The 26,861-nt window shown below is 72.1% G+C and carries 22 protein-coding genes and 1 pseudogene; 8 read left to right on the forward strand and 15 right to left on the reverse strand.

Annotation, left to right across the window (positions count from 1 at the left end):
• Positions 1-68: 68 nt before the first annotated feature.
• The 3 genes from BLT82_RS23000 to BLT82_RS23010 all read right to left on the reverse strand — a co-directional run bounded on the left by BLT82_RS23000 (position 69) and on the right by BLT82_RS23010 (position 5,127).
• Positions 69-1,721: a BCCT family transporter gene (locus BLT82_RS23000; protein WP_093657884.1), complete on the reverse strand. Its 1,653-nt coding sequence runs from the start codon at positions 1,719-1,721 to the stop codon at positions 69-71.
• Positions 1,722-1,861: 140 nt separating this feature from the next.
• Entirely contained in the window at positions 1,862-3,151 is a 1,290-nt protein-coding gene (locus BLT82_RS23005; protein ID WP_093657886.1) for a M14 family metallopeptidase, read from the reverse strand.
• Positions 3,151-5,127 (reverse strand): Xaa-Pro dipeptidyl-peptidase, encoded by a 1,977-nt coding sequence (locus BLT82_RS23010; protein WP_093657888.1) that lies wholly within the window; start codon positions 5,125-5,127, stop codon positions 3,151-3,153. The genes BLT82_RS23005 and BLT82_RS23010 overlap by 1 nt, the downstream gene beginning before the upstream one ends.
• A 200-nt stretch (positions 5,128-5,327) precedes the next feature.
• On the opposite strand from BLT82_RS23010, the gene BLT82_RS23015 reads away from it, so the two are divergent.
• Both BLT82_RS23015 and BLT82_RS23020 read left to right on the forward strand, forming a co-directional pair.
• A complete protein-coding gene (locus BLT82_RS23015; protein WP_093657890.1) occupies positions 5,328-6,884 on the forward strand; it encodes a M1 family metallopeptidase in 1,557 nt (518 codons plus the stop codon).
• Positions 6,885-6,993: 109 nt separating this feature from the next.
• Entirely contained in the window at positions 6,994-8,037 is a 1,044-nt protein-coding gene (locus tag BLT82_RS23020; protein ID WP_093657892.1) for a LacI family DNA-binding transcriptional regulator, read from the forward strand.
• A gap of 166 nt (positions 8,038-8,203) precedes the next feature.
• Here BLT82_RS23020 and BLT82_RS23025 read toward each other — a convergent pair whose 3' ends face one another.
• A complete protein-coding gene (locus tag BLT82_RS23025; protein WP_093657894.1) occupies positions 8,204-9,148 on the reverse strand; it encodes an oxygenase MpaB family protein in 945 nt (314 codons plus the stop codon).
• A gap of 267 nt (positions 9,149-9,415) precedes the next feature.
• On the opposite strand from BLT82_RS23025, the gene sph reads away from it, so the two are divergent.
• Together sph and BLT82_RS23035 are read left to right on the forward strand one after the other, a co-directional pair.
• The gene (gene sph / locus BLT82_RS23030) at positions 9,416-10,417 is read left to right on the forward strand and encodes a sphingomyelin phosphodiesterase (protein WP_093657896.1); all 1,002 of its coding nucleotides are present in this window, start codon (positions 9,416-9,418) and stop codon (positions 10,415-10,417) included.
• A gap of 92 nt (positions 10,418-10,509) precedes the next feature.
• A complete protein-coding gene (locus BLT82_RS23035; RefSeq protein WP_244292093.1) occupies positions 10,510-11,577 on the forward strand; it encodes a cation diffusion facilitator family transporter in 1,068 nt (355 codons plus the stop codon).
• A gap of 133 nt (positions 11,578-11,710) precedes the next feature.
• Here the strand turns inward: BLT82_RS23035 and BLT82_RS23040 are convergent, their stop codons facing one another.
• Genes BLT82_RS23040 through BLT82_RS23050 form a run of 3 tightly spaced genes read right to left on the reverse strand, consistent with a single transcriptional unit; the run spans position 11,711 to position 13,391 of the window.
• On the reverse strand, positions 11,711-12,238 hold the full coding sequence (locus BLT82_RS23040; RefSeq protein ID WP_093657900.1) for a hypothetical protein: 528 nt from the start codon (positions 12,236-12,238) through the stop codon (positions 11,711-11,713).
• Between the two features lie 51 nt (positions 12,239-12,289).
• Entirely contained in the window at positions 12,290-12,796 is a 507-nt protein-coding gene (locus tag BLT82_RS23045; protein ID WP_093657902.1) for a macro domain-containing protein, read from the reverse strand.
• Between the two features lie 40 nt (positions 12,797-12,836).
• Positions 12,837-13,391 (reverse strand): SMI1/KNR4 family protein, encoded by a 555-nt coding sequence (locus BLT82_RS23050; protein ID WP_244292102.1) that lies wholly within the window; start codon positions 13,389-13,391, stop codon positions 12,837-12,839.
• Between the two features lie 183 nt (positions 13,392-13,574).
• Here BLT82_RS23050 and BLT82_RS23055 point away from each other — a divergent pair, with 183 nt between their 5' ends.
• Positions 13,575-14,378 carry a MerR family transcriptional regulator gene (locus BLT82_RS23055; protein ID WP_244292094.1) on the forward strand — a complete coding sequence of 268 codons (804 nt, stop codon included), beginning with the start codon at positions 13,575-13,577 and terminating at the stop codon, positions 14,376-14,378.
• A gap of 102 nt (positions 14,379-14,480) precedes the next feature.
• On the opposite strand, the gene BLT82_RS23060 is transcribed toward BLT82_RS23055, so the two are convergent.
• From BLT82_RS23060 to BLT82_RS23080, 5 genes are all read right to left on the reverse strand, one after another.
• Positions 14,481-14,888 carry a VOC family protein gene (locus BLT82_RS23060; RefSeq protein ID WP_093657904.1) on the reverse strand — a complete coding sequence of 136 codons (408 nt, stop codon included), beginning with the start codon at positions 14,886-14,888 and terminating at the stop codon, positions 14,481-14,483.
• Positions 14,889-15,105: 217 nt separating this feature from the next.
• Positions 15,106-17,304, reverse strand: a complete 2,199-nt coding sequence (locus BLT82_RS23065) for a 3-hydroxyacyl-CoA dehydrogenase NAD-binding domain-containing protein (protein ID WP_093657906.1) — start codon at positions 17,302-17,304, stop codon at positions 15,106-15,108.
• Positions 17,305-17,347: 43 nt separating this feature from the next.
• On the reverse strand, positions 17,348-18,562 hold the full coding sequence (locus BLT82_RS23070; RefSeq protein ID WP_093657908.1) for an acetyl-CoA C-acetyltransferase: 1,215 nt from the start codon (positions 18,560-18,562) through the stop codon (positions 17,348-17,350).
• Between the two features lie 165 nt (positions 18,563-18,727).
• Positions 18,728-19,870, reverse strand: coding sequence for an acyl-CoA dehydrogenase family protein (locus BLT82_RS23075; RefSeq protein WP_093657910.1), 1,143 nt, complete (start codon positions 19,868-19,870; stop codon positions 18,728-18,730).
• Positions 19,867-21,072, reverse strand: a complete 1,206-nt coding sequence (locus BLT82_RS23080; protein ID WP_244292095.1) for a CaiB/BaiF CoA transferase family protein — start codon at positions 21,070-21,072, stop codon at positions 19,867-19,869. Before BLT82_RS23080 ends, BLT82_RS23075 begins: the two co-directional genes overlap by 4 nt.
• A gap of 149 nt (positions 21,073-21,221) precedes the next feature.
• On the opposite strand from BLT82_RS23080, the gene BLT82_RS23085 reads away from it, so the two are divergent.
• Positions 21,222-21,734 carry a hypothetical protein gene (locus BLT82_RS23085; protein WP_093657914.1) on the forward strand — a complete coding sequence of 171 codons (513 nt, stop codon included), beginning with the start codon at positions 21,222-21,224 and terminating at the stop codon, positions 21,732-21,734.
• 229 nt (positions 21,735-21,963) lie between these two features.
• On the opposite strand, the gene BLT82_RS23090 is transcribed toward BLT82_RS23085, so the two are convergent.
• Positions 21,964-22,347 carry an MmcQ/YjbR family DNA-binding protein gene (locus tag BLT82_RS23090; RefSeq protein ID WP_208868013.1) on the reverse strand — a complete coding sequence of 128 codons (384 nt, stop codon included), beginning with the start codon at positions 22,345-22,347 and terminating at the stop codon, positions 21,964-21,966.
• A 95-nt stretch (positions 22,348-22,442) separates the two neighbouring features.
• Here BLT82_RS23090 and BLT82_RS23095 point away from each other — a divergent pair, with 95 nt between their 5' ends.
• Entirely contained in the window at positions 22,443-23,633 is a 1,191-nt protein-coding gene (locus BLT82_RS23095; protein WP_093657917.1) for a saccharopine dehydrogenase family protein, read from the forward strand.
• Positions 23,634-23,972: 339 nt separating this feature from the next.
• On the forward strand, positions 23,973-24,800 hold the full coding sequence (locus BLT82_RS23100) for an alpha/beta fold hydrolase (protein ID WP_093657919.1): 828 nt from the start codon (positions 23,973-23,975) through the stop codon (positions 24,798-24,800).
• A gap of 249 nt (positions 24,801-25,049) precedes the next feature.
• Here BLT82_RS23100 and BLT82_RS23105 read toward each other — a convergent pair whose 3' ends face one another.
• Both BLT82_RS23105 and BLT82_RS23110 read right to left on the reverse strand, forming a co-directional pair.
• Positions 25,050-26,015 (reverse strand): SLAC1 family transporter, encoded by a 966-nt coding sequence (locus BLT82_RS23105; RefSeq protein WP_093657921.1) that lies wholly within the window; start codon positions 26,013-26,015, stop codon positions 25,050-25,052.
• A 152-nt stretch (positions 26,016-26,167) separates the two neighbouring features.
• A pseudogene (locus BLT82_RS23110) lies at positions 26,168-26,803 on the reverse strand (response regulator); the annotation flags it as partial.
• Between the last annotated feature and the right edge of the window lie 58 nt (positions 26,804-26,861).

Raw genomic sequence — 26,861 nt, forward strand, 5'->3', positions numbered from 1 at the left:
GCCATCGCCGCTGCCACCACCTCCGCCAGCGGCAGCGGCAGCGACAACGACAACGACAACGACCCGGGTTACTTCTCCGGTGGCGTGGGCCCGATGCGGAGTTCGAAGTCGCCGTCGTACCTCTCGTGCCCCGCGATGACGGCGAGATCGACGGCTTCCTCGCCGCGTTCCCCCCGCACGATGATCGGATCGTGGCGCAGATCGCGCATCAGCGCGAAGCACATCGCGATCATCACCACGAGGAACGGCGCCGCGACCAGGATCGTGAGATTCTGCAGTCCCGCGAGGGCGTCGCCCTTTCCGCCGCCGATCAGCAGCATCACCGCCGCCACCGCGCCGGTGACGGTGCCCCAGAACACCACGACGAAGCGGCCCGGCTCCAGAGCGCCCTTCTGCGACAGCGTGCCCATCACGAGGGAAGCCGCGTCGGCGCCGGAGACGAAGAAGATGCCGACCAGGACCATCACCAGCAGGCTCGTGACCGTGGCAGCGGGGTACTGCTGGAGTACGGCGAACAACTGGCCCTCGGGCGTGGTCTCGTTGCCCAGCCGGCCGCGCTCCTGGAGCGTCATCGCCGTACCGCCGAAGATCGCGAACCAGCAGAGGCTGACCGCGCTGGGGACGAGGATCACGCCGCCGACGAACTGGCGGATGGTCCGGCCCCGGCTGATGCGGGCGATGAACATGCCCACGAACGGAGTCCAGGAGATCCACCAGGCCCAGTAGAAGACCGTCCAGTTGCCGAGCCAGTCGGCGACCCCGGCACCGCTGGACGCCTCCGTCCGGCCGATCAGCTGGGGCAGTTCGCCGAAGTAGGTGGCGATCGAGGTGGGCAGGAGGTCCAGCACGATGATGGTCGGCCCGGCGACGAAGAGGAACACCGCGAGCAGCAGTGCCAGCACCATGTTGGTGTTGGACAGCCACTGGATGCCCTTCTCGATGCCGGACACGGCGGAGAGGACGAAGGCGAGCGTCAGCACGGCGATGATGACGACGAGCAGCGCCGTGCTCACCCTGGTCATCCAGCCCAGTTCGCTGACTCCGCTGCCGATCTGGAGGGCACCGAGCCCGAGGGAGGCGGCCGAGCCGAACAGCGTGGCGAAGATGGCGAGGATGTCGATGAAACGGCCTCCCCATCCGTAGGCGTGCTTCGTGCCGATCAGCGGCTCGAAGACCGCGCTGACCGTCTGACGGCGGCGGCGCCGGAAGGTGCTGTACGCGATGGCGAGTCCGACCACGGCGTAGATGGCCCACGGGTGCAGCGTCCAGTGGAACAGGGTCGTGGCCATCGCGGTCTCCATGGCCTGGGCCGCGTCGGCGGGATCGGTGCCCGGCGGCGGGTTGGTGAAGTGCGCCAGGGGTTCGCTGACTCCGTAGAACATCAGGCCGATGCCCATGCCCGCGCTGAACATCATCGCGATCCAGGAGACGGTGCGGAACTCCGGTTCCTCGTCCTCCCGGCCCAGCGGGATCCTTCCGTAGCGGCTCATGGCGAGCCAGAGCGCGAAGATCACGAAGCCGGAGGCGGCCAGGACGAACGCCCAGCCGCCGTTGTGGATGAGTGCCGACAGCATGCCGCTGGACACGCGTTCGAGGCTGTCCGTGGCGACGGAGCCCCAGAATACGAACGCGACCGTGAGGACGGCGGTGACCCCGAAGACCACCCGGTCCGTGACGGGGCCGTTTCTCGTCACCTCCGGACGACCGGGGATGTCCGTCACCGGCGCATCTCCGCGGTCGTCCGGCTGTTTTGCGTCATGTGACTCGTCATGCGGCACAGAAGGCCCCTTTCACGGGTAAACGGAGCCGGGCTTCGTTCTCCGTAGGCCCTCCTACCACATGCGACGCCGTTCATACGGAATCAGCAGCGGGCGATCGGACTCCCGGTCGTGAGGCGGTAGGCGGCCCGCTCGTCGAGCAGCAGAGGGACGAGCGCCCGCAGCGACTGCCGCAGGGGTACGACCGCGCCGTCCGGAGTGCGCCTGGAGACCGCTCCGTGCAGGGCGAGTTCGTCCTCGACCTCGGCGTACTGCGCGGCGGTGAGCCGGTAGCCGCAGGGCGGGTCCTGGATGGTCTCGTCCGGTGTCGCGGGGTCGTTGTCGGCGCCGCCGGTCCACACCGGGCCGCGGTCGGCGAACCCGGTGAGCCGGGCCTTGGTGGTCGCGGCCTCGATCCGGCCGCGCCGGTCGCCGACGAAGTCGAACGCGCCGTCCAGGGCGGCGAGCTGGGAGTCGACACGGCGCCGGTTGTTGAGGGCCGGGTCCGCCTTCTCGGCGTCGGTGAGGGCATCGACCCTGGTCTCGACGAGCAGGCCGACGGAGTGCTTCAGGCCCGCCGTGTTGCGCAGGATGCGCTCCTGGCCGTCGCCCGCGACCTGCCGGACGGGCTCGCCGGTGACGGGGTCGGTCCAGATTCCGTAGATGCCGGTACTGAATCCGGCCTCGCCGGCGGCGGGGCGGACGTACTCCTCGGAGAGGGTGCGGGCCTCGCGGTGCACGTCCGGCGCGGTGTTGAGGTTGCGCGGCCAGAGCGCGAGGAGGTCCTTGTCGTAGTAGCCGGGAGTGGCACCGTATTCGTGCAGGTCGTAGACGACGTCGGGACGGCGGTCGCGGATGACGGCGGCCATGGCACGGCCCTCGGCGGTCTTCAGCGCGATGTGGTCGCGGTTGACGTCCACGCCGTCGGCGTTGCCGCGGGTGTCCGCCGCTCGTCCGTCGGGGTTGGCGGTCGGGATGACGAGGACGGTCGTGCGGTCGAGGAAGCGGCGGGTGCCGGCGTCCCCGGCCCGGGCGAGGTCGCGGACCGTGGTGAGGCAGGCCTCCCGGCCGGACGGCTCGTCGCCGTGCTGACTGCAGATCAGCAGCATGGTGTTCGCCGTGGGCCGGTCGCCTCCGACGCGGACGAGCTGGAGCGGGCGGCCCTGTCCGGTCGTGCCGATGGTGCGCAGCGACACCCGGTCGCTCGACCGGTCGACGGCGGCGAGGAAGGCCCACTCCTCGGGCTGGGTGGTCCAGCGTGCCCCACCGGAGGCCTCGAATCCGGTGCGCGGCACGTCCGTGTGCGCGGCGGCCTGGACGGGCGCGGGTACGGTCACGGCGGCGGCCGTGAGTGCGCAGGCCGCCACGGCGAGGGTACGGATACGACGGTGCATCAGTTGCTGCCTCCGGGGACGGGTCGGATCGGATGCGGTGCGCTCACGCCGGAGAGCCGGGCGCCTGGGGGCGCTCCGATCCGTGCGGCGGTGCCGTCGGTGGCCCGCAGGAACGCCGCCGTGCCGCCGGTGAACGGCAGCCGCGCCACGGTGCGGGACAGATCGAGGGTCAGTCCGGGACGGGTGGAGGGCGGGTCGATGAGCCCTTCGTCGGTCCCGCCGATGATCAGGGCCAGCCGGTGGCCGGCCGGGACGACGTGGTCCGTGGCGTGCAGGTCGAGGGTGAGGCGGTACGGCCTGCCGGGTGTAAGGGGGCGCCCCTTGGCGGGCGAGGCGTGGGTGCCCAGGTCGGCCCAGCCACGGCTGACGACGGTGTACTCGACGTCGGCCGTGCGTGCCGCGGTCTCCTTGTAGCAGGAGCTGTCCCCCGCGGTGCTCGCGCCCCAGCAGGTGCGCCCGGGAAGGGTGGTGATGCCCTCGCCGGCGTGGGCGTAGTCGCGGATGGTGTCGGGGCCGACGTCGACGAGCACGGCCGTCAGATGCGCGGTGCTCGTGGTCGCGGTGGCGGTGACGGTCACCTCGGGGGAACCGGCGAGGCGCAGTGCGCGGCCGAGCGGCCGGGTGGCGAACCCCGCCTTCGCGGGAGTCGAGCGGTCGATGTCGGCGGCCCAGTCGCCCTCGCCGAGCGACGGGTCGTCCGTGAAGGTCTCCGTGGCGCCGGGCCGTGCGGGCCGCAGGCCGAGGGTGCCGACGCCGGGGACGTCCCCGCTCCCGGGGCGCAGGGCGGTCGTGGCGGTGGAACGGGGCGGCCAGACGCGGTCGGTGGACCACTGTCCGGGGGCGCGCTCGATGTCGGCCATGGGCTCGCGGTCGATGCCGTTGTCGTGGCCGAGGAGGTAGTGGTCGAACCAGCGGTGCAGGGTCCTGACCCACTCGGCGCGGCGGAAGTCGAAGGGGTCGACGTGTCCGGTCTGCGAGAGCCAGACCTTGCGCTCGACGCCGTTGGCCGCGAGGGCGTCCCACCACTGCCCGAAGTGCTTCGCGCGGACGTTGAGGTCCTGCATTCCGTGGACGGCGAGGACGCTCGCCCTCACCTTGGCCGCGTCCCGGACGTAGTCGCGCTCGCTCCACAGCGGGGTAAGGTCGCCGGACCGCGGGGCCCCGTCGACGAGACGCTGCTGCACCGCCTGGCAGCGGGTGCGCGCCTCGGGGCTGTTGACGTATCCGGAGAGCCGGTCGGGGCCCGAGTCGTAGAGCGGGGCGCCCTGGGCGAAGTAGTAGTCGTACCAGGAGGAGATGGCGGCGATCGGCACGACGGTGCGCAGGCCCTCGACCCCGGTGGCGGCGACGCCGTTGGCGATGGTGCCGTCCCAGCTCTTGCCGATCATCCCCACGTTCCCGGTGGTCCAGGGAGCGGCGGCGCGCCGGGGGCCGTTCCGGGTGGTGAAGGCACGGGCCCGGCCGTTCAGCCAGTCGACGACGGCCTTGGCCGACTGGACGTCGGAGCGTCCGCCGACGTCGACGCAGCCGTCGGACCGGCTGGTGCCGGCGAGGTCGACGGCGACGAAGGCATAGCCGCGCGGCACGAAGTAGTTGTCGTAGTACAGCGGGAAGCCGACGGGATCACCGTCGGCGTCATAGGTCTTCCTCTGGCTTTCGTTGCCGCGCCCGCAGCAGGAGTAATACGGGCTGGCATCCATGATGACGGGTATTTTCCGGCCATGTTGCGCCGGTTCCCGCGGCCGGACGATGTCGACGGCGACGCGGTCGTTCCGGCCGTCCCCGTCGCCGTCGAGCCGTGTGTCGACCCATACGGATTCCCGTATCGCGTCGTCGTAGGAGTAGACGGGTCTGCTCTCCCGGGGCGCGGCGCCGTGCGCGCCGCCCGGCGGGACGAGTACGGACATCAGGGCGGCTGCGGCCGTCGCGGCGATGGTTCTGCCGGTGAGCCGGATGCGGTGCACACGTATCGGCATGGGCGGACCGTACCCCCGTCAACTTCCGTGCGACAGAGGGCAGTAGTGAGCCGTTCGAGGACGGGAGTGACGAATGGGAGACCGCGCATCATGTCGGCCGAATGGCGATCGCGTGACGGCGGGCGCCATGGACATGACGGAGCGTCGGACGCGTGAATAGGGTCCGAAGAGATCATCCACCCCTGATGTTTGGAGCATTCGTGCACCGCAGAATTCTCGTCCCGAGCGCGCTTGCGGCATCTCTTCTGCTGGCGATCCCGGCATCCGCCGCAGCCGGGGCTCCGGGGAAATCCTCCGGAGAAAAGACGCCCGGGGCCCCGGGCATCGGCGACCCCTACTACCCGGCCAGCGGAAACGGCGGCTACGACGTATCGCATTACGACCTCCGGCTGAAATACCAGCCGGCGACGGACCTCCTGGAGGGCACGGCGACGATTCTCGCCACCACCCGGCAGGGCCTCTCCCGGTTCAACCTCGATTTCGGTCTGCCGGTCGGCGAGGTGCGGGTGAACGGCCGCAAGGCGGCGTTCACCCGCAGCGGCGACCAGGAACTGGAGATCACGCCCGTCTCTCCGCTGGAGAAGGACCGCGCGGTCTCGGTGGTCGTGCGCTACGCCGGGAAGCCCTCCGAGCTGAAGATCGACGGCTGGACCGCGTGGCACCGCACCCCGGACGGCGGCGTCGCCGCGCAGGAGCCCGCCTCGGCCGTGTGGTGGTTCCCGTCCAACGACCATCCGCTCGACAAGGCCACCTTCGACGTCTCCGTCTCGGTCCCCGACGGCACCCAGGCGATCAGCAACGGCGTGCTCCAGTCCCGCTCCTCACGGCTCGGCTGGACCCGCTTCAACTGGCGGTCCGACAAACCTCAGGCCACGTATCTCGCCACGCTGGCCGTGGGGAAGTTCGACATCACCACGGACACGACCGCGAACGGCCTCCCTGTCCTCAACGCGTACAGCAAGGACCTCGGCGGCAACGCGGGCGCGGCGCGGGCGAGCATCGAGCGGACCGCCGAGGTCGCGGAGTGGCTGGAGGGGGTCTTCGGGCCGTACCCGTTCAACGCGCTCGGCGGCTACGTCCCGAACGTGCCCAGCGGGTACGCGCTGGAGACGCAGACCCGGCCGTTCTACAGCCCGCGGCAGTTCGCGGGCGGCGCGAACGTCTCGGTCGTCGTCCACGAACTCGCCCACCAGTGGTACGGGGACAGCGTCTCCGTGAAGGGCTGGAAGGACATCTGGGTCAACGAGGGCTTCGCCCGCTACAGCCAGTGGCTCTGGTCGGAGAAGGAGGGCGAGGGCACGGCGCAGGAGCTCGCCGACTACGTCTACGCACTGCATCCGGCCGACGACGCCTTCTGGACGGTGAAGCCGGGCGATCCGGGGCCGGACAAGCAGTTCGACCTCGCCGTGTACGACCGCGGCGCGCTCGCCCTGCAGGCGCTGCGCAACAAGATCGGCGACGAGGACTTCTTCGCGGTGCTCAAGGGCTGGCCGGCCGCGCACGCCGACGGCAACGCGAGCGTCGGCGACTTCGTGGAGTACGCGGAGAAGGTCTCCGGCGAACGGCTCGCGGAGCTCTTCGACACCTGGCTGTACCGGCCGTCGAAGCCGGCCGCGTCCGCGGCGGCGACGGCCGGGTCCGCTCAGGCGTCCCGCATCGGGCCCGGGGCCCGGCCGGCGGAGCCCAGGTCGTACCGGAAGATCGCCGCGACCGACACCGTGCACGACCACGGCCGCGCCGGCGGGCACGGCCGCTGACCGCGGCATCCGGCGCCGCCGCCCTGCTCCGGGGCGGCGGCGCCTGCGGCTACGCTGGCCCCGCACGACCCGTGTCACCCGTACGGACACCGCCGGTGAGGAGCGCCCCGTGGCCGATCGGAGCAGTGGGCCCAGACCCACCCTGGAAGCCGTCGCCGCGCGGGCCGGGGTGTCCCGGGCCACGGTGTCCCGCGTCGTGAACGGCGGGGCAGGGGTGCGAGCCCCGGTCGCCGACCGGGTGCGGGAGGCGGTCGCGGAGCTCGGCTACGTGCCCAACCAGGCGGCCCGCAGCCTGGTCACACGGCGCAGCGGCGCGGTCGCCGTGATCATCGCCGAACCCGAGTTCCGGGTCTTCTCCGATCCGTTCTTCGAACGCCAGGTGCGCGGCATCAGCCGTGAACTGGTCGTGCACGACTCGCAGTTGGTGCTGCTGTGGGTCGAGGGCCCGGACGACCACGACCGGATAGCCCGCTATCTCGGCGGCGGGCACGTCGACGGCGCACTCGCCTTCTCGCTCCACGAGAGCGACGAACTCCCCTCGGTGGTGCTCGGGTCGGGGGTGCCGGCGGTGTTCGGTGGCCGCCCCGGCGGGCCGGGCGCCGGTTCCGAGCACGCCGTGCCGTACGTCGACTGCGACAACCGGGGCGGGGCCCGTGCGGCGGTGCGCCATCTCGTCGGTCTCGGCCGCACCCGGATCGCCCACATCGCGGGGCCCCAGGACCAGACATCGGCGCTCGACCGGCTGCACGGCTACCGGGACGTGCTGCCGGACGCCGATCCGGGGCTGACCGCCCTGGGCGACTTCACCGCGCGCAGCGGGGAGTTGGCGATGGCCGGGCTGCTCGACGGGGGCGCGGGCGCGCCCGACGCGGTGTTCGCCTCGAACGACCTGATGGCCTCGGGGGCGCTGAAGCTGCTGCGCGAGCGGGGGCTGCGGGTGCCGCACGACGTCGCGCTGGTCGGCTTCGACGACATGGCGTCGGTGGCGGAGTCCACCGATCCGCCCCTGACGACGGTCCGTCAGGACATCGAGGGCAACGGCCGGCTGATGGTACGGCTGCTGATGGAGTTGCTTGAAGCGGGTGGCGCGGAGGCCGCTGGCCCGGCCTCGCTGATCACACCGACGACGCTGGTGCGACGCGCCTCGGCGTGAGGCGACGCGCGGCCTCCCGGGACGTCGGCCACGGTACGGACGACCCGGCCCCGCGCCCGGGCGCGGACTGCACCGGGAGCGCAGACGGCTCCCCGGGCGCGGACGGCCTCCCGGGTGGAAGCGGCGGCGGCTCGCCGGCGTCCCCGTGCGGCGTGCTCGTCCGGCGTCACCCGGCGCGCCGGGGGGTGGGCCGCCGGCCCACCCGCACCGGCGACCACCGCCCCTCGGCCCGGGCCCGGCGGCGGGCCTCCCTGGCCTGCGGCAGATAGCGCAGCCGCTCCGGAAGCAGGGGCACCACCGCCCGGACGACCCGGCCGAAGCGCCGCAGCCGCCGCTCCTGGTCGTCGCTCCAGGGCAGCCCGATCGTCGCGCGGGCGTCCGGCGGCATCAGCCCGATCGTGAGGAAGCGCCTCAGCCGGAGGAATCGGGGCAGGATCAGCGGCCAGCACAGGCGCAGCAGCAGCCGCAGCGGCAGGGGGCCGAGGGCGGGCGGCGGCAGCCGGAGATCGGTGGCCACGAGTTCCCGGACGACGGCGTTGGCCTCCAGTTCGTCGGCGAGGACCTTGCGGTAGTAGGGCCAGAACTCCTCGATGGTGCCCGGCATGTCCTTGTCGCGGATGCCGAGCACCCGGCCGACCCTCAGCCATTCCTCGTAGAGCCGGCGCTCCTGCGCCTCGGTGAACGGGCGGTACAGGTAGCGGATCGCGTGGCGGTGGACGGGGAAGCCGGTGGCGTGGACCCACGCGTAGTAATCGGGTGTGAGCGCGTGGTAGCGCCGTCCCCGGCTGTCGGTGCCCCGCACGGTCCGGTGCAGCCGCCGCAGGCGGCGCCCCTCCTCGGCCGCGGCGTCACCGCCGTACACCCACAGCTGGAGCGAGCGCAGTGAGCGCTCGCCGCGGCCCCAGGGGTCGGTGCGGAAGACGGAGTGCTCGTCGACGCCCGCGCCGACGGCGGGGTGCGCGACCTGAAGGGCGAGGGCGGAGGGGAGCATCAGCAGCCCGCGGACGTCCCCGACGAGGGTCCACAGCACACCGCCCGGCGGCGGGGGCAAGGGGCCGGGCCCGGTGGTGCCGTCGGCTCTCCGCGTCAGGGGTTCCCGTGGCCTGGTCATGGGTGCGCTCCCGGCGGCCGGCGGGCGCGGTGGGGGCGCGCCCGGTCTCACGCTTCCAGTATGCGATCACGACCCGCACGGCGGGGAGCCGGGCCGATCCGTCCCGGGAAGTCCCCTTGAAGAGCCCCGGGACGCGAATTGTCCGTACACGTTCCGAGGAACGTCGAACTCCGGCAAGAAACCCGGCACCTGGTGGTTACCCGAAGGTAACTGCCGCTGCTTTGATGTGCGCGCCGGTATCACCCCCCACCAGAAACGGGAGTTCCAGTGCCGCAATCCGTGCTCCGCCGCGCGTCCGGCGCAGCCCTCTCCACGGCGCTCGCCGTCGCGACTCTGGCGGTCGCCGCGCCGTCGGCGTCCGCCTCACCCGCCGGGCGGACCGCCGCGGCGACACCCTCGCTGAAGGTCCTGACGTACAACGTCTTCCTCTTCAGCAAGACCCTCTACCCCAACTGGGGCCAGGACCACCGGGCCGCCGAGATCCCGAAGGCCCCGTACTTCCAGGGCAACGACGTCGTGGTGCTCCAGGAGGCGTTCGACAACTCCTCGTCCGACGCGCTGCAGCGCAACGCCCGTGCCCAGTACCCGTACCAGACCCCCGTGATGGGCCGCAGCAAGAGCGGCTGGGACGCGACGGGCGGCGCCTACTCGGCGACGGTGCCGGAGGACGGCGGGGTCACGGTCCTCAGCAGGTGGCCCATCGTGCGCAAGGAGCAGTACGTCTACAAGGACGCCTGCGGCTCCGACTGGTGGTCCAACAAGGGGTTCGTGTACACGGTCCTGGACGTGAACGGCAGCCGGGTGCACGTGGTGGGGACCCATGCGCAGTCCACCGACCCGGGCTGCGCGGCGGGTGAGGCGGCGCAGATGCGCAGCCGCCAGTTCAGGGCGCTCGACGCGTTCCTCGACGCCAAGAACATCCCGGCCTCCGAACAGGTCCTGGTGGCGGGCGACTTCAATGTCGACTCGCGCACTCCCGAGTACGCGGCCATGCTGGCGGACGGCGGGCTCACGGGAGCGGACAGCCGCACCGGGCACGCGTACTCCTTCGACCCGCAGGACAACTCGATCGCGGCCGACCGCTATCCGGGCGAGCCGCGCGAGGACCTGGACCACGTGCTGCACCGGGCGGGGCACGTCCGCCCGGCCGGCTGGCGCAACGATGTCGTCAAGGAGCAGAGCGCCCCCTGGACGGTCACCAGTTGGGGTACCGACTACACCTACACCAACCTCTCGGACCACTATCCGGTCGCGGCCTCCGGGCAGTAGCGGGCAGGGCGTAGTCGCGAGGCGTTCGCAGCTGGTCAGGGGCCGCTCTTCGGCAGTGGCTGCAAACCTGTCCGGCTGTCATGGTGGTGTCCATGACGGCTCATGGACGCACGCACGGGCACGCGGAGGACCACGGGCCCGGCCGTTCACACGGACGTACGGACGGCGGGGAGCACGGGCACGCGCACGGCCGGGGCCGCGGCCGTGGACACCACCACCATCACCACCACGGCGAACGCATCGACTCCGCGCTCGAAGGCTCGGCCGAAGGGCTGCGAACGCTCTGGTTCTCCTTCGCGGTCCTGACCGCGACGACCGTCGTACAGGCGGTCATCGCGGCGCTGTCGGGGTCGGTCGCGCTGCTGGGCGACACGGTCCACAACGCGACCGACGCGCTCACCGCGCTGCCGCTCGCCCTGGCGTTCGTGCTGGGCCGGCGCGCTGCGACCCGGCGGTACACCTACGGCTTCGGCCGCGCCGAGGACCTGGCGGGGGTCTTCGTCGTCCTGGTGATCGCCGTCTCCGCCGCCTTCGCCGGGTACGAGGCGTTCCTGAGGCTGCTGGACCCGCAGGACATCACCCATCTCCCGGCGGTCGCCGCGGCCGGGCTCGTGGGCTTCGCGGGCAACGAGTGGGTGGCGAGGGCCCGGATCCGTACGGGGCGCCGCATCGGCTCCGCCGCGCTCGTCGCGGACGGACTGCACGCCCGCACCGACGGGTTCACCTCGCTCGCCGTGCTGCTCGGCGCCGGCGGCGCGGCGCTGGGCTGGCGGTACGCGGACCCCCTCGTCGGCCTCGTCATCACCGGGGCGATCCTGCTCGTGCTGCGCGGCGCGGCACGAGAGATCTGGCACCGTCTGATGGACGCCGTGGATCCGGCACTGGTCGACACCGCCGAACACGCGCTCGCACACGTCGATGGTGTACGGGCCGTGGGGACCGTGCGGATGCGGTGGATCGGGCACACCCTGCGCGCAGAGACCTCGGTCGAGGTCGACCCCGGCCTCACCGTCGTACAGGCGCACGCCGTGGCGGTCGCCGCCGAACACGCCCTGCTCCACGCCGTGCCCCGGCTGGCGGGCGCGAGCGTGCACATCGACCACCCGGGTACGGCCGGCCAGGACCCGCACGCCGCGCTGGCCCACCACTTCGCGCGCTGACCGCGCGGCCCGGCCGGCGACGGGCCGGTGGCGCTCGGCCCCGCGACCGATCGCGAACCTCTCGGTCCCGACGGCCGCTCCGTCCGGCGACCGCTCCGTCCGGCGGCCGCGCGCCACCAGGCGGTATCCCGCGCTACCGGTACCAGGCTGCGGCACTCCAGGCGTACAGCGCGATGGTCGCGGCCACGCAGAGGATGACGACCCAGGAGCCGAGGCTCGTGTGCCGGACGGTGCGCGCGGTCCGCGGCGGACGGGCGGAGCGCGCGGTCCGCGCCGGGCGGGCCGGGCGCGGGGAGCCTCCCGAACGCGCGGCGAATCGGCCGGACTTGGCGGCGGGCGCGAGGCCGGACGGCACCGTGAGCGGCGAGGGGTCCGCGGCGGTCTCGGCGAGCAGCCGGCGGCACACGGCGGCCAGTTCGCCGGTGCCGGCCCCGATGTGCACCACGGCCTCCGAGCGCGCGGGAGCCGTCGTGCCGCCGTCGAGTATGCGTCCGGCGCGCAGGAGGATCTCGTCCCGGCCGCCGCTCGGCGCGAGGCTGATCCAGCGTTGGACGTGCTCGCCCCGGATGACCACGCCTCCCGCGTGATCCCGGTACACGGTGTGCTCACGCCACAGGACGTCCGCCAACTCCGCTGCGGTCTCCCTCAGTTGCGCACTCATGCTCTCCCCCGCTCCGCCGTGCGCCGCTCGAACAAGCACCGCACTCTAGCGTCAGGCGCGCACCGCGCCGCGCGCGGGCTCCGTGCCGTGGTCGTACACCGTCACCGGTATGCCCTGCTCGACGAGCCGGGCCCGCACCAGCGGCTCCACCCGGGACCAGGTGCCGCCCGCCAGCCCGCAGCCGATCCTCGGCATGTGGACGGAGGCTCCGAGCTCGGCGGCCTTCCCGGCGACCGCGCCCAGCCCCGTGCCGATGGCCTCGTACCGCACGGGGACGCCCTTGCTTCCCGTGCGCATCCCCCGCTGGCCCACCATGTTCGCCACCCACACATACGGCCCGACAGGCACGAACTGGACGGCGCCGAGGCCGAAGTCGTTGCGAGCCCGCTCCCGGTGCCAGCGCCGGTACTCCTTCTCCGGCTCCGGCCAGCGGCGCGACACGGCGACGACGAAGCCCTTTCCCCAGCCGCCCAGATCGTTGCAGACATGCACGATCAGCTTGACGCCCTTGCCCTGCGGCGCGGTGGCGTCCCCCCGTAGGTACGTGATCCCCGTCATGGCCCCACCGTACGAGGCCCCTCGGACAATCGGGCGACTGCTACCGGGGCGTTCCAAGGGCCTCGTCGGCCGTCGTGAAACGGTGGACCGCCGGCTTCAGGACTTCGCGGAGGTAGCCGAAGTAGGCCGTTTCCGCCGTTCCTTCCAGCACTGCCAGCAGGAAGGCGAGACACCCCATGTCATGGTGCTCCCACAGTGGGCCGCGTCCCTCGTTGTAGAGCACGGTCCATTCGTCGGGACGCCGGCCGGGGCGCACGAGCCAGTACAGGAACGCCCCCGTGCCCTCCTCGAACGCCCACGGCAGCACGCGGGCCCCGGGTTCCAGCAGCCCGGCGGGCTTCTCCTCGCCCGTCTCCCACAAGCCGGCGAGGATCTCGTCCCGTTCCGCCGTCTGCGCGTGCAGGTCGCAGTCGTCGTCGGCGGAACCGGGGACGAGCAGCCAGATCGTCTCGTCGAAGATGCCGGCGCCGTACGACTCGACGAGTCGCCTGTAGTCGGCGGGCAGAGCCGTACCGAGAGCGCGCTCGGCCTGCGGCCAGTCCAGCGCGGGCGGCGGATCGGCGGGCGGTGGGCAGAGGCGGACGAGGGCATCCATGGCGGTCACGAGGAGAACGCTACGAGAGCCGTTCACCGGCGCCGGTGGGTGGGTCGCGGTCCCCCGCGGGCGGTCGGTCGCCCTGGGACGATCGGTCCGCGTACTCCCTCCCGGTTTCACAACTCTGGTGAGACAGCAATACTGTTGCACTCGACCGGTGCACGCAGGGAGCGGGGGAAGACGATGGCTACCGAGACCGAGGGGCCGACGCTGACCGTCGACGAGCTGGCCGCCCGCGCGGGCGTCACCGTCCGCACCATCAGGTTCTACAGCACCCGTGGTCTGCTGCCGCCTCCGGAGATCGGCCCGCGCCGCGTCGGCCGCTACGGCGCGGAGCACCTCTCCCGGCTGGCCCTGATCGAGGAACTGCAGCACCAGGGCATGACACTCGCGGCCATCGAACGCTACCTGGAACAGCTGCCGCCGGGGCTGAGCGCGCAGGATCTGGCGATCCACCGGGCCCTGGTGGCCTCCTGGGCGCCCGAATCGGCGGAGGAGACCGGCCTGGAGGAGCTGGTGCGCCGAGCCGGGCGGCCGCTGTCGGACCAGGACGTCGAACGGCTCGCGGCCATGGGCGTGCTGGACCGTACCGGCACACCGGACGTGTTCCGGCTCGACGGCGGGCTGCTGCGGCTCGGGGTCGAACTGCTCGACGTGCCGATCGCCCACGAGACGATCCTGGCCTCCCGCACGGTCCTGCTGGAGCACGCCCGGGCCGCCGCGCAGGAGCTGACCAGGCTGTTCCGCGACGAGGTGTGGGGGCCCTACCGCGAACGCGAGTCGGACCCCGACCATGTCGCCGCGATGAAGTCCCTCTCGGCCCATATGCAGCCGATGGTGATCCAGGCCCTCGTCACGGCCTTCCAGCGGTCGCTGCGGGAGGAACTCCGCGCCGCCTTCGGCACGGCGGTCGAGGACGGAACGGCGGCCCCCGCCGCAGCGGCGGACACCCCGGATGGTCCGGCGCGTCCACCGGAGCGGCCCTGACCACCGCGTACGACGCGGTCGCCGAAGCCCGCTGACGGCTGACGGCTGACGGCTGACGGCACACCTGCCACCGGGCCACGGCTCGTCCCGGCCTTCGCCCGGCTACACGTCCCTCTCCGCCCCCGCCTCCGCCCCGCCCAGCCACAGGCAGAACGGATGCCCCGCCGGGTCCAGGCACACCCGGACGTCGTCCTGCGGCTGGAACGCGGCCAGGCTCGCCCCGAGAGCGAGGGCCTGGGCCACGGCTCCATCCAGGTCGGCGACCTCGATCTCCAGATGGGCCTGCATCTGCTGCCCGCCCGGCACCCCCGGCCAGACCGGCGGGACGTGGTGCGGCTCGGTCTGGAAGGACAGCGCCGTCCCGCCGTCCGGCGGGACGAGCTTCACCCAGTCGGGCTCGTCCGCCGCCACCGTCCAGCCGAGCAGCCGCCGGTAGAAGCCGGCGAGCCGGCGGGCGTCGGGAGCGTCCAGCGAGATGCCGCTGAGCCGTGGCCGCTGTGGTCGTGTCATGGGGACCACCCTGCCGGGAGGGGACGGGCCCGCACCAGTGGCGGACCCGCACCGGAGACGGACCCGCGCGTCGGCCGTCCGCCGACGCACTCGTGGCCGCTCGGCGCCCCGGCCGTAAGCGCCCCGGCTGTCGGGCCCCGGCCCGGGCCTCGGCCGTCCGCGCCCCGCCGGTCCGGGTCCGGACCGGTGTCCGGACCGGCCGGGGCTACGGCGGACGTCACTCGTCGGTGAAGACCTCGCCCCGCTCGGCCTTCTCCACCAGCAGCGCCGGCGGCTCGAAGCGCTCGCCGTACGCCGCGGCCAGCTCGCGCGCACGGGCGACGAAGCCGGGCAGGCCCTTGCCCACGCCGGCGCCGCCCTCGTACCCGTTGATGTACTGCAGCACGCCGCCCGTCCACGCGGGGAAGCCGATGCCCATGATGGACCCGATGTTGGCGTCGGCCACCGACGTCAGCACGCCCTCCTCCAGGCACCGGACGGTGTCCAGCGCCTCGGAGAAGAGCATCCGCTCCTTCATGTCCTCGAACGGGACGTGCACGCCGGGCTTGGCGAAGTGCTCGCGCAGCCCCGGCCACAGCCCGGCACGCCTGCCGTCCACGTAGTCGTAGAAGCCCGCGCCCCCGCTGCGGCCCGTGCGCCCGAAGTCGTCGACCAGCCGGTCGATCACCGCGTCCGCCGGGTGCGGGGTCCACGTCCCGCCGGATTCCTTCACGGCCCGCCGCGTCTCGTTGCGGATCTTGCGCGGGAGGGTGAGCGTGAGCTCGTCCATCAGCGACAGGACCTTCGCCGGGTAGCCCGCCTGGGCCGCGGCCTGCTCGACCGACGCGGGCTCGACGCCCTCGCCGACCATCGCCACGCCCTCGTTGATGAACTGACCGATCACCCGCGAGGTGAAGAACCCGCGGGAGTCGTTCACGACGATCGGCGTCTTGTTGATCTGACGCACCAGGTCGAAGGCGCGCGCCAGCGCCTCGTCACCGGTGCGCTCCCCCTTGATGATCTCGACCAGCGGCATCTTGTCCACGGGCGAGAAGAAGTGCAGACCGATGAAGTCGACGGGACGCTCGACGCCTTCGGCGAGGAGCGTGATCGGCAGGGTCGAGGTGTTGGAGCACAGCAGCGCGTCCGGCTCGACGACGTGCTGGATCTCCTGGAACACCTTGTGCTTGAGCGCCTGGTCCTCGAAGACGGCCTCGATGACGGCGTCGCAGCCCGCGAGGTCGGCGGGGTCGGCCGTCGGAGTGATCCGGGCGAGCAGTTCGGCGCGCTTGGCCTCGGTCGTACGGCCCCGGCTCAGCGCCTTGTCCAGCAGTTTCTCCGAGTACGCCTTGCCCCGTGCGGCGGCGTCGGCGTTGACGTCCTTGAGGACGACCTCGATACCGGCGCGGGCGCAGGAGTACGCGATGCCCGCGCCCATCATCCCGGCGCCCAGGACGGCGACCTTGCGGACCTTTCGCCGCTCGATGCCCTTGGGGCGGTTGGCGCCGGAGTTGACCGCCTGGAGGTCGAAGAAGAACGCCTGGATCATGTTCTTGGCGGTCTGGCCGGTGAGCAGCTCGGTGAAGTACCGCGCCTCGATGACCTGGGCGGTCTCGAAGTCCACCTGCGAGCCCTCGACGGCGGCCGCGAGGATGTTGCGCGGCGCCGGGAACGGGGCGCCGTTCAGCTGCTTCTTGAGGTTGGCGGGGAAGGCGGGCAGGTTCGCCGCGAACTTCGGGTTCGACGGCGTGCCGCCGGGGATCCGGTAACCCTTGACGTCCCAGGGCTGCTGGGACTCGGGGTGCGTCTCGATGAAGGCGCGCGCCTTGGCCAGCATCTCCTCGGGCGTGGCGGCGACTTCGTGGACGAGGCCGTTCTCGAGCGCCCGCTGCGGGGAGTACTGGGTGCCCTGCAGGAGGACCTTCAGCAGGGCGTCCGCGATGCCCATGAGCCGCACGGTGCGGGTGACGCCGCCGCCTGCGGGCAGCAGTCCGAGCGTGACCTCCGGCAGACCGATCTTGGAGCCGGGTGCGTCGAGGGCGATGCGGTGGTGGCAGGCGAGGGCGATCTCGTAACCGCCGCCGAGTGCGGCGCCGTTGATGGCGGCGACGACGGGCTTGCCCAGGGTCTCGATGCGGCGCAGCGCCCGCTTGATGCCCATGCCCATGTCGAAGGCCTGCTGGGCGTGCTCGGGGCCGACCTTGATCATGTCCTTGAGGTCGCCGCCCGCGAAGAAGGTCTTCTTGGCGGAGGTGAAGACGATGCCGCGGATGGAGTCCTTCTCCGCCTCGGCGCGGTCGGCGATCGCGGCGATCGACTCGCGGAAGGCCTGGTTCATGGTGTTGGCGGACTGGTCCGGATCGTCCAGGACGAGGGTGACGATGCCGGTCTCGTCCTGCTCCCAGCGGATGGTGGTGCTGGTCGGCGTTGCTGTCATTGCTGCTTCTCCGTACGGGGGAAGGGGCGGGAGGGACGAGGGGTCAGATGCGTTCGACGATCGTGGCGATGCCCATGCCGCCGCCGACGCAGAGGGTTGCGAGGCCGTACCGCTTGTCCTGGCGCTCCAGTTCGTCGATGAGGCTGCCGAGGATCATCGCGCCGGTGGCGCCGAGCGGGTGGCCCAGCGCGATGGCCCCGCCGTTGACGTTGACCTTGTCGAGGGAGAGCCCCATGTCCTTCACGAAGCGCAGGACGACGGCGGCGAACGCCTCGTTGATCTCGACCAGGTCGATGTCGTCGATCGTCAGCCCGGCCTTGGCGAGCGCCTTGCGGGTGGCGGGCGCGGGGCCGGTGAGCATGATGGTGGGCTCGGAGCCGGAGACCGCGGCGGAGACGATCCGCGCACGGGGCCGGATCCCGTAGCGCTCGCCGACCTCCTTGGAGCCGACGGCCACGAGCGAGGCTCCGTCGACGATGCCGGAGGAGTTGCCCGCGTGGTGGACGTGGTCGATCCTCTCCACCCAGTGGTACGTCTGGAGCGCGACGGCGTCGAAGCCGCCCATGTCCCCGATGCCCGCGAACGAGGGCTTGAGCGCGGCCAGGGAGTCCGCCGTGGTGCCGGGGCGCATGTGCTCGTCGTGGTCGAGCACGACGAGTCCGTTGCGGTCCTTCACCGGAACGACGGAGCGGTCGAAGCGGCCGTCCTTCCAGGCCGCGGCCGCCCGCTCCTGGGACAGCGCCGCGTACTCGTCCACGTCGCGGCGGGAGAAGCCCTCGATGGTGGCGATCAGGTCGGCGCCGATGCCCTGCGGCACGAAGTGGGTGTCGAAGTTGGTCATCGGGTCGGCGAACCAGGCGCCGCCGTCGGACGCCATCGGGACGCGCGACATCGACTCGACACCGCCCGCGAGCACCAGGTCCTCCCAGCCGGACCGGACCTTCATCGCCGCCATGTTGACGGCCTCCAGGCCCGAGGCGCAGAAGCGGTTCTCCTGGACGCCGGCGACGGTGTCGGGGAGTCCGGCGGCGATGGCGGAGATCCGGGCGATGTCCGAACCCTGGTCGCCGACCGGGCCAACGACGCCGAGCACGATGTCGTCGATCGCCGCGGGGTCGAGCCCCGGGAAGCGGGAGCGGAGCTCGCGGATCAGGCCGACGACGAGGTCGATGGGCTTGGTGCCGTGCAGGGCGCCGTTGGCCTTGCCGCGGCCGCGCGGGGTGCGGATCGCGTCGTACACATACGCTTCGGTACTCACAACAGAGCCTTTCGCATCACGGGTGAGGGGTGAGGCAGCGGGAGGTTCGGGGTCGGACGGCGTGCGCCGGGGGGGGGGTGCCGTTCCGCGGCGCCGACCGGGAGAAGAGCCGGGCCGGCGGAGCAGCCGGGTCAGGAGAGCGGCCGGGTCACGAGAGAAGCCGGGTCAGGACAGCAGCGCGCGGCCGATGATCTCCTTCATGATCTCGGTGGTGCCGCCGTAGATCGTCTGGATGCGGCCGTCCGTGAAGGCCTTGGCGACCCGGTACTCCGTCATGTAGCCGTAGCCGCCGTGCAACTGCAGACAGCGGTCGGCGACCCGCTTCTGCAGCTCCGTCGCCCACCATTTGGCCATCGAGGCGTGCACCGCGTCGAGCCGGCCGTCGGAGTGGTCGACGATGCAGCGGTCCAGGAACGCACGGGTGACGGCGCACTCGGTGGCCATCTCGGCTATCTCGAAGCGGATGTGCTGGAGCTTCGCCAGCGGACGGCCGAACGCCTCCCGCTCCTTCACGTACTGCGTCGTGATCTCCAGCAGGTACTCGGCCGCGGCGATGCCGGCGACGGCGATGTTCAGCCGCTCCTGGGCCAGGTTGGTCATCAGGTGGAGGAACGCGCCGTCGCGCTGCCCGAGGAGGTTCTCCTTGGGCACCCGCACGTCGTGGAAGAACAGCTCCGCCGTGTCCTGCGCCTTCTGACCGATCTTGTCGAGATTGCGTCCGCGCTCGAAGCCCTCGGTGCCGCGTTCGACGACCAGCAGGGACAGGCCCTTGGCACCCCCTTCGGGCGTGGTCCTGGCGACCACGATGACCAGGTCGGCCAGGATGCCGTTGGAGATGAACGTCTTGGACCCGTTGAGCAGCCAGTGGTCGCCCCGGTCCTCGGCGGTGGTCCGGATGCCCTGGAGGTCGGAGCCCGCCCCCGGCTCGGTCATCGCGATGGCCGTGACGATCTCACCGCTGCAGAAGCCGGGCAGCCAGCGCCGCTTCTGTTCCTCGGTCGCGAGGGAGGTGAGGTACGGGCCGATGATGTCGTTGTGCAGCCCAATCGCGAGGCCCGGCGCTCCGGCCCGGGTGAACTCCTCGGCGAGGACGGCGCTGTAGCGGAAGTCGGTGTTCCCGCCGCCGCCGTACTCCTCGGGCACGGCGAGACCCAGCAGGCCCTGGCGGCCGGCCGCCAGCCAGGCGTCGCGCGAGACGATGCCGTCCTTCTCCCACTGCTCGTAGTGGGGCAGCACCTCCTTGCCGATGAAGGTGCGGACCGTCTCGCGGAACGCGTCGTGCTCGGCGTCGAAGATCTGTCGTTTCATGCCTGGAGCTCCTTCGAGCCTGCTGCGGTCGGGGCGGGGTCGGAGCCGTCGGAGCCGTCGGAGCCGTCGGAGCCCAGGATGCCGGGGACGTCCCAGTCGCGGGCGACCTCCTCGGCGTCGGCGCCTGGTCGCGCGGGCGGGCGATACACGGCGCCGGGAGTGGCGGAGAAGCGGGGGGCCGGGGCCGGCTGGGTGATCCCGCCGTGGTGGGTGAAGGTGCCGCGGGCCACGAGGTGCGGATGCTGCGGCGCCTCCCGCAGTGAGAGCACGGGGGCCACGCAGGCGTCGGAGCCCTCGAAGACCGCGGTCCACTCGTCGCGCGTCCTCGTGCGGAAGCGCTCGGCGACGGCGGCGCGCAGTTCCCCCCAGCGGTCGAAGTCCTTGCGGGCGGGTGCCTCGCCCTCGATGCCGAGCAGCCGGATGAATTCGTCGTAGAACTGCTGCTCGAGCGCGCCGACCGCCATGTACCGGCCGTCGGCGGTCTCGTAGTTCCCGTAGAAGGGGCACCCGCCGTCGAGGAGGTTCACGCCGCGGCGGTCCTGCCAGCCGCCCGCGGCCATCATCCCGTGGATCATCGTGGCGAGGTGCGCGGCGCCGTCGACGATCGCCGCGTCCACGACCTGGCCGGCGCCGCCGGGGGTGCGGGCGTGCTGGAGGGCGGCGAGTACGCCGATGACGAGGTAGAGCGAACCGCCCGCGTAGTCGCCGACCAGATTCGCGGGGACGGCGGGCGGTTCGTCCGCCTTCCCGATCATGCCCAGGGTTCCGGTGATCGCGATGTAGGCGATGTCGTGGCCGGCACGCTGGGCGAGCGGGCCCTCCTGGCCCCAGCCGGTCATCCGGCCGTAGACCAGCCGCGGATTGCGGGCGTGGCACTCCTCGGGCCCCACCCCGAGCCGCTCGGCCACCCCCGGGCGGTAGCCCTCGATGAGCACGTCCGCGCGCTCGACGAGGCCGAGGACCCGCTCGGCGGCCCCGTCGGCCTTGAGGTCGATCAGCACGGACCTCTTGTTCCGGTTCGTGAGGTCGTAGGCAGGGTCGATCGCCAGCCCGGAGCCGCCGGGCCGGTCGATGCGCACGACGTCGGCGCCCAGGTCGGCGAGGAGCATGGCGGCGAACGGGCCGGGCCCGATTCCGGCCAGTTCGACCACGCGCACACCGGCCAGCGGACCGCTCGGCGGGCCGTTCCCTGTCGCTGCCATGAAGCCCCCAGCACTATGACACAACTGATGTAACATCAGTGATGTTAAGAACACGTTCCACTCTGCACAAGCCCTTGAGGCGAGCAAGCGCTTGGTTTCCGGCCGACGGCGATATGGTCTGCCGTCGGATCCAGGAATCGGAGACTCCCATGCGTATACCCCGCCCACTCCGTGCCGCAGCGCTCGTCGCACTTCCGGCGGCACTGCTCGTCGCCTGCTCCTCCGCCGACAACGCCTCGTCGAAGGCCGGCGGAAGCCCCACGGCGGCCCGGGCCGGGGTCGAGGCGGAGCAGCCCGCAGCGGCGGCCGAGCCGGAGGAAGCCACCACCCCGGCAGCCGGGGACACGCCGCCGCCCGAGAAGGTCCGCGACGCCTTCGCGGGACTCCAGGCCACGCTCCAGGACGGCTGCACGACGGAAGAGCAGTGTGCGTACTTCCTCGGCCGGGTGTACGACGAGCTGGAACGGCTCGACCGGGCCATGAAGGCCGACCCCAAGGGCCCCGGCCACTTCCCGGAGCCGATCGAGTGGATGGCCGGCCTGCGCGGGACGGTCGGCCCGGACCGCTCGTACCCGAACCTCCGTGCCCACCAGGCGGAACTGGTCGGCACCCGCGACCGGATCAACACCTGGATGCAGGACCACCCCGACGACTACCGCTGAGGCGGTGCGCGCGCCGTCGGTCCGTCACGGGCGATCTCGGCGCGTCACCGGATGAGGCAAGGGTTGGGGGACGGACCTCCCGGGCGGGCTCCGGAGGCGCGGCCCCGCCGGCTCGGGGCCCGGACGAAACGGCCTTTCCCGGACGCGATCGGGGCGACGGGGCGGCACGGGGCGCGGCCCGGGCGGGCGGCGTGCCCGGCTGCGGGATCGCCCGCCCCGTCCGCCGCCGTCAGCGCCCGTCGAGTTCGGCGATCAGCTTCTTCGTGGCGATCGCGCGGTAGCTCTCCTCGACCCAGTCGCAGAGCACCTCCGCCGACGGAGCGCCCTTCCCGGCCAGCGGGATCCGCACCCAGCCCGCCTTGCCGAGGCCGTACCCCGACGGCTCGGCGCCGGGGCAGGAGAGGGCGTGCGCGTGCAACGCCTCGTCCTTGAGCTTCACCCCGACCCCGAGGGGATGGCTGCCGTCCGTGACGCCCATGAAGGCGAAGATCTTCTTGTTGACCTTGACGACGGTGTCCCCCCAGGGGAACTCCTCGGCGGCCCCGGGCAGCCCCAGGGCAAAGGACCGCACCTTCTCCCATTTCGCCAGAGCGTTACTCGGCGGTGCCGCCATCCCGTCCTCCCGGTGGAGCGCGTCGTTCGGTCTCACGCTAGCCTCGGCCGGCGACAAACGGCGCGGGACAGGACCCACAGCGGGGTGGAGGGCCAGTGAACAGGCAGAACGGACCGGATCGGCCGTACGACATCGTGCTCTTCGGGGCGACCGGATTCGTCGGCGCCCTCACCGCGGAGTACCTGGCCGCGCATGCCCCCGAAGGCTGCCGCTGGGCCGTTGCCGGGCGCAGCCGGGCGCGGCTGGAGCAGTTGCGCGAACGGCTCACGGCAGTCGACCCGGCCTGCGCGGACCTGCCGCTCGTCGTCGCGGACGCCGCGGACCCGGACTCGCTGCGCGCGCTCGCCGAGTCGACGCGCGTAGTGGCGACGACGGTCGGCCCGTACGTCTGGTACGGCGAGCCGCTGGTAGCCGCCTGCGCGGAGGCCGGGACGGACTACGCCGACCTCACCGGTGAGCCGGAGTTCGTCGACTCCGTCTACGTACGGCACGACGCCCGGGCCCGCGAGACGGGCGCCCGGCTGGTGCACGCCTGCGGCTTCGACTCGGTGCCGCACGATCTGGGCGTGTACTACACGGTGCGGCAGCTGCCGCAGGACGTGCCCCTGCGCGTCGACGGCTTCGTCCGTGCCGGCGGGATCTTCTCCGGCGGGACGTTCGCCTCCGCGCTCACGGCGATGGGCCGGCAGCGGCAGGCCGCGCGCATGGCCCGGGAGCGCAGGCTCCACGAGCCGCGGCTGATGGGCCGCCGCGCCAGGGCACCGCTCGGCGCGCCCCGCTTCAGCAGGGAGACCGGCGCCTGGGCCCTCCCGCTCCCGACGCTCGACCCCCGGATCGTGGCCCGCTCCGCCGCCGGCCTGAAGCGCTACGGCCCCGATTTCCAGTACCGGCACTACGCCTCGGTGAAGACGCTGCCGATGGCCCTCGGCGGGCCCGTCGCGCTCGGCGCCCTCGCCGCGCTGGCCCAGGCGGGGCCTGCCCGCGAGTGGTTGATGAAGCGTTACGAGCCGGGGCGTGGTCCCAGCGCGGAGCAGCGCGAACGGAGCTGGTTCCGGGTCCGCTTCGTCGGCGAGGGCGGCGGCCGCCGGGTCTTCACGGAGGTCTCGGGCGGGGACCCCGGCTACGGCGAGACGGCGAAGATGCTCGCCGAGTCGGCGCTCTGCCTCGCCCTGGACGAACTCCCCGCCACCGCGGGTCAGGTCACCACGGCAGTCGCGATGGGCGACGCGCTGCTGGCACGGCTGCGGGCCGCGGGGATCGTCTTCCGCGTCGCGGACGCGCGTTGAACGCGGAATTCCCGCGTTCAGGACGGTCCCTCGAAGGAGGGGTCCGGAACGCCTGTGCGCAATGATTCCGGACCCCTTCCCGGAAGCATTCCGGCGGTCGTTTCCCGAGCCGTTCCCGGAAGGTGCCTGCGAATTCGGCCGACGCGCTGATCGGCAGCTTCTCGGGTAGCGTTGTTGAACGACGTGCCCATTCCGGTCGCCCTTCGCTGCTGACCCCTCCGTCGCCTCCCCCGCGCGTCCGCTGCTGGTTCGCGGCGTGACAAGAATCCGGCCGGGCGTCCAGAACTCCACCCGACCTCGCGGTTCTGGACGAGTGCAGAGCTTCGAAAGGAACGCACCATGCCCTTCGCCACCGCCAAGGACGGCACAGAGATCTACTACAAGGACTGGGGGTCGGGCCGGCCCGTCGTCTTCTCCCACGGCTGGCCGCTGATCGCCGACTCCTGGGATCCCCAGCTGAAACTCATGGCCGACAACGGGTTCCGAGCCGTCGCCCACGACCGGCGCGGCGGCGGGCGCTCCGGCCAGCCCTGGGACGGGAACAACCTCGACACGTACGCAGACGACCTGGCCGCGGTCATCGAGGCGCTGGATCTCAGGGACGTCATCCTGGTGGGCCACTCGACGGGCGGTGGCGAAGTCACCCGGTACATGGGACGCCACGGCACCGGCCGCGTCGCCAAGGCCGTACTGCTCGGCGCGATTCCGCCGCTGATGCTCAAGACGGACGCGAATCCCGAGGGCCTTCCCATCGAGGTCTTCGACGAGATCCGCGAGGGCGTTCTCACGGACCGCTCCCAGTACTACAAGGACCTCAGCGCGCCCTTCTACGGAGCGAACCGCGACGGATCGACGGTCAGCCAGGGCACCCGCGACGAGTTCTGGCTGTGGTCGATGACGGTCGGTATCAAGGGCGCCCACGACTGCATCAAGGCGTTCTCCGAAACGGACCTCACCGAGGACCTCAAGAAGATCGACGTCCCCACTCTGATCGTCCACGGCGACGACGACCAGATCGTGCCGATCGTGGCCGCCGGGGACAAGTCGTCGAAGCTGGTCAAGGGCGCTGTCTACAAGGTGTACCCGGGAGCGCCCCACGGCCTGTCGATGGTTCCCAAGTACGCCGAGCAGTTCAACGCCGATCTCCTCGAGTTCGCACGCGGCTGAGCCGGCGGCGAGCGGCGGAAAGGGCCGAGGGCGGATCCGGCGGCGGCGTCGGATCCGCCCCGGTGCCGTGCCGGGCCACGCGGCCCCGGATCCGGGAGCCCGGGCTCCCGGGCTCCCGGGCTCCCGGGCTCAGCCGTACCGCTCGTGCCTGCTGGTCCGCTCGTCCTGCTCGTGCCTGTCGGCGGGGGGCTTCCTGTCGGCACGGCGCTCCCCCGCAACCCGCCTGCCTCCCGCACCCGGTGGCCTCGCTCACCGCCGCCGTCGAGCCGCGATCAGATCGCGAACCGTCGCCGCGGCAACGGAGAGAACGAAGAGCGTGGCGAGGCCCAGGATCCCCCAGGCGAGCCCGTCGCGGCCGTCGAACTCCGTCTCGCCCAGCCAGCGCAGGCAGTAGTTGGCCGACGCGGAGACCGGGAAGGTGAAGTTCCAGAAACCGAGACTGAACGGGAGGCAGAGGTACGCCTTGAGCAAGGCGATCTGAACGAGCGCCATCACGACGAAGACGCCGAAGAAGGCCAGTTGCAGAGGCCCGATCGGCCCGGGGTAGGCCACGAAGGTCGCGATTCCGCCCGTCGCCGGCGGGGCCAGCAGCACCGACAGGGACGGCAGGACCCGCTCCGGGAGCGGACCGCCCGTGATGAGGCGCGCGGTGATGACGCCGCCGATGACGACCCAGAAGAACATTCCCACGCCCAGAGCCGCCCTGGCCGCGGACACCGCCTGAACGCTCGCCAGGCCGATGGCTGCGATGAACGGCCCTGCGACCAGCGGGAGGGTGTAGCCGGGATGCAGTTGCTGGAAGGTCAGTTGGCCGGTCAGCCAGTGCGCGAGCAGTTGCGCGGCGACCACTGCGAGTGCGGTCACCAGGACCCAGCAGACGGTCCGTGCCGCCGCGAGAGGCATGTACCGGCCGAAGTGCACGATCAGCAGGATGCCGACGACGGGCAGGAAGGCCGCCCCTGCCCCCGACGCCGCGCTTTCCCGGTCGCTGCGGAACGCACCTCTGTGACGCGCTCTTTCGCCGATGTAGACGGCGGAGAAGACCAGCCACAGCACGCCCGAGATGGCGTACAGGGTGTCGTCGACCCACTCGGGTGCGTTCAGCACCAGCACGCCCGCGGTCCATGCGCCACCGAGGCCGGCGATGCCCAACGGAATGGCGAAATGCGGAAGATGGACCAGCCTGTTGGTCGGCGTCTGAGCGGTGGAAGCCATGACACCCGCCCTGGATCGGCGAAAGCACGAGGTACGTTGCGGGATCCGCTGCGCCCCGGGACCCCGCGGCGGGTACGCCGGGGAGCCGGCGCGGGCGGCGGAAGACGGGCGGCTCGCCCCCGGGTACGGGACGAACGCGGGCACCGGCAATTTTACTCACCAGGGCGCGATCCCTCGCGGCGACGAGGCGACACCAGCCCCGTCTCGTAGGCGACGACGACGGCCTGCGCCCGGTCGCGCAGGCCGAGCTTGGCGAAGATCCGGACGACGTGGGTCTTCACCGTGGCCTCGCTCAGCGTCAGCTCCGCGGCCAGTTCGCCGTTGGACAGACCGCGGCCCATGAGGCTCAGCACCTCGCGTTCCCCGGGCGTCAGCGCGGCGAGGTCCGGGGGGACCGCTTCCTGCCCGGCCGGGGCCGAGTGCTCCCCTCCGGCTCCGTGCCGGCGCTCCGGCCCCGCGAAGGGCTCCACGAGCCGCCGTGTGATCGAGGGCGCGAGCAGGGCGTCACCCGTGTCGACCAGGCGCACCGCGGCGGCGAGGTGCTCGGGGGTGACGTCCTTCAGCAGGAAGCCGCTCGCACCGATGGCCAGGGCGGAGTAGACGTAACGATCCAGGTCGAAGGTGGTCAGCATGAGGACCTTGCAGTTCGGAAGGTGCTCCAGGATGCGCCTGGTGGCCTCCAGCCCGTCCATGTTCGGCATGCGGATGTCCATGAGCACGACGTCCGGCCGCAGTGTTCGCGCCGCCGCGACCGCCTGCGCCCCGTCGGCGGCCTCGCCGACCACTTCTCCGACGCCGCCACGGCGTCGGAGGTACCCAACGGTACGGAGCGGGCTACGGGGGCAC

This window comes from Streptomyces wuyuanensis, assembly GCF_900103455.1.
GTDB lineage: Bacteria > Actinomycetota > Actinomycetes > Streptomycetales > Streptomycetaceae > Streptomyces > Streptomyces wuyuanensis.

What these genes read in the sequence shown, in the direction of transcription:
- BLT82_RS23055 (WP_244292094.1), top strand. Translation starts at nt 13,575, where the DNA reads ATGGCTACCGAGACCGAGGGGCCGACGCTGACCGTCGACGAGCTGGCC.
- BLT82_RS23100 (WP_093657919.1), top strand. Translation starts at nt 23,973, where the DNA reads ATGCCCTTCGCCACCGCCAAGGACGGCACAGAGATCTACTACAAGGAC.
- BLT82_RS23085 (WP_093657914.1), top strand. Translation starts at nt 21,222, where the DNA reads ATGCGTATACCCCGCCCACTCCGTGCCGCAGCGCTCGTCGCACTTCCG.
- BLT82_RS23090 (WP_208868013.1), bottom strand. Translation starts at nt 22,347, where the DNA reads ATGGCGGCACCGCCGAGTAACGCTCTGGCGAAATGGGAGAAGGTGCGG.
- BLT82_RS23040 (WP_093657900.1), bottom strand. Translation starts at nt 12,238, where the DNA reads ATGAGTGCGCAACTGAGGGAGACCGCAGCGGAGTTGGCGGACGTCCTG.
- BLT82_RS23050 (WP_244292102.1), bottom strand. Translation starts at nt 13,391, where the DNA reads ATGGATGCCCTCGTCCGCCTCTGCCCACCGCCCGCCGATCCGCCGCCC.
- BLT82_RS23075 (WP_093657910.1), bottom strand. Translation starts at nt 19,870, where the DNA reads ATGAAACGACAGATCTTCGACGCCGAGCACGACGCGTTCCGCGAGACG.
- BLT82_RS23010 (WP_093657888.1), bottom strand. Translation starts at nt 5,127, where the DNA reads ATGCCGATACGTGTGCACCGCATCCGGCTCACCGGCAGAACCATCGCC.
- BLT82_RS23065 (WP_093657906.1), bottom strand. Translation starts at nt 17,304, where the DNA reads ATGACAGCAACGCCGACCAGCACCACCATCCGCTGGGAGCAGGACGAG.
- BLT82_RS23025 (WP_093657894.1), bottom strand. Translation starts at nt 9,148, where the DNA reads ATGACCAGGCCACGGGAACCCCTGACGCGGAGAGCCGACGGCACCACC.
- BLT82_RS23005 (WP_093657886.1), bottom strand. Translation starts at nt 3,151, where the DNA reads ATGCACCGTCGTATCCGTACCCTCGCCGTGGCGGCCTGCGCACTCACG.
- BLT82_RS23060 (WP_093657904.1), bottom strand. Translation starts at nt 14,888, where the DNA reads ATGACACGACCACAGCGGCCACGGCTCAGCGGCATCTCGCTGGACGCT.
- BLT82_RS23045 (WP_093657902.1), bottom strand. Translation starts at nt 12,796, where the DNA reads ATGACGGGGATCACGTACCTACGGGGGGACGCCACCGCGCCGCAGGGC.
- BLT82_RS23035 (WP_244292093.1), top strand. Translation starts at nt 10,510, where the DNA reads ATGACGGCTCATGGACGCACGCACGGGCACGCGGAGGACCACGGGCCC.
- BLT82_RS23105 (WP_093657921.1), bottom strand. Translation starts at nt 26,015, where the DNA reads ATGGCTTCCACCGCTCAGACGCCGACCAACAGGCTGGTCCATCTTCCG.
- BLT82_RS23080 (WP_244292095.1), bottom strand. Translation starts at nt 21,072, where the DNA reads ATGGCAGCGACAGGGAACGGCCCGCCGAGCGGTCCGCTGGCCGGTGTG.